The 1725-nt window shown below is 70.7% G+C and carries 1 protein-coding gene; it reads right to left on the bottom strand.

Annotated features, from left to right (window positions below; all coding sequences use genetic code 11):
• On the bottom strand, positions 1 to 1725 hold a 1725-nt coding region (locus tag IG90_RS0138600; RefSeq protein WP_030595964.1), incomplete at both ends, for a non-ribosomal peptide synthetase.

Raw genomic sequence — 1725 nt, 5'->3', positions numbered from 1 at the left:
CAGATCGAAGGCGTACCGGGCCGCTGACCTCAGGGCCTCCGGCAGCTCCGTCTCGGTGATGTCGGTGACGGGCAGCTCCACGCTCGCACTGTCGAGGACCTGCTGGTAAGGGGTACCGTCGGCCTCGGGGAACACCGTCCGCAGACTCTCGTGCCGGGCCACCACGTCACCGAGAGCGGCACGCAGCGCGTCAGGGTCCAACGTGCCGGTCAGTCGCACGACGAGAGGGATGTTGTAGGTGGCGCTCGACCCCTCCATCTTGTGGATGAACCACAGCCGCCGCTGGGCGGACGAGAGGGGAAGGGCCGGCGGGCGTTCCCGCGACGCCAGGGGCGGCCGAGCGGGTCCCGCGGTGTCGAGGAGTGCCGCCACCGCGGCCGGCGTCGGCCCGTCGAACAGTGCGCGCAGCTCCAGCTCGACTCCGAACGCGGCGCGGATCTGACCGATGAGACGGGTGGCCAGCAGCGAGTGCCCGCCCAGGTCGAAGAAGTCGTCGTCCACGCCGGCCCGCGGCAGCCCCAGAACCTGCGCGAACAGATCGCACACGATCTGCTCCTGCGGCGTGCGCGCCTCCCGCGCCGACCTGGGCACGGTGAAGTCCGGCTCCGGGAGCGACGCCTTGTCCAACTTGCCGTTGGCGGTGAGCGGCATGCGGTCGAGTACGACGACGGCGGCCGGCAGCATGTAGCCGGGCAGCCGGCCCCGCGCGAACTCCCGTACATCCATGGCGCGAAGGGCTCCCCGTGCCACCACGTAAGCGAGGAGGCGGGCATCGCCGGACTGCTCCTCGCGGACCACCACCGCCGCCTCGGCGACGTCCGGGTGGTCGGTCAGCACGTTCTCGATCTCGCCGGGCTCGATACGGAAGCCACGGATCTTGACCTGGTGGTCGGCACGACCGACGAACTCCAGCTCGCCGTCCTGGTTCCACCGAACCAGGTCACCGGTGCGGTACATCCGCGTGTTCGGCTCAGCCGCGTACGGATCCGCCACGAACCGCTCGGCCGTCAGGCCGGGCCTGCCCAGATAGCCGCGGGCGACACCGGCCCCCGCGACGTACAGCTCCCCCACCACGCCGGGAGCCACCAACTCCAGCCCCGGACCGAGCACATACGTCCGCAGGTCGGGGATCCCGACGCCGATGACGCTGGCCGCCGCCGCGGTTGCTCGCTCCCGGGTCAGCGGCTGGTACGTCACGTGGACCGTGGTCTCGGTGATGCCGTACATGTTGATCAGGGCCGGCGTGTCGTCGGGGTGGCGCCGGTACCAGTCAGCGAGGCGGGACGGTTGGAGTGCCTCGCCGCCGAACACCACGGTGCGCAGGGCCAGTCCACGGCCCGGTGGGGAGGCGTCGGCGTCGGCCTGCGCTAACTGGTAGAAGGCCGACGGCGTCTGGTTGAGGACGGTGACGCCGTGATCGGCCAGCAGGTCCAGGAAGGCGCCGGGCGTCCTGCTGACCTCGTAGGGCACCACGACCAGCCGGCCGCCGTGCAGCAGCGCTCCCCACAGCTCCCAGACGGAGAAGTCGAAGGCGTACGAGTGGAACAGCGTCCACACGTCGTCGGGGCCGAAGCCGAACCACTTCCGGGTGGCGTCGAAGAGCCGCACCACGTTGCGGTGGGCGACGACGACGCCTTTGGGTCGGCCGGTGGAGCCGGAGGTGTAGATGACGTACGCGGGATGATCGGGCGCGAGTGCGGTGACAGGGTTGTCCGCGGACTGATC

The sequence above is a fragment of the Streptomyces anulatus genome (assembly GCF_000721175.1).
GTDB lineage: Bacteria > Actinomycetota > Actinomycetes > Streptomycetales > Streptomycetaceae > Streptomyces > Streptomyces anulatus_C.
Note: the sequence above shows the minus strand (reverse complement) of the source record. Positions and strands in the feature narration are given on the sequence as shown.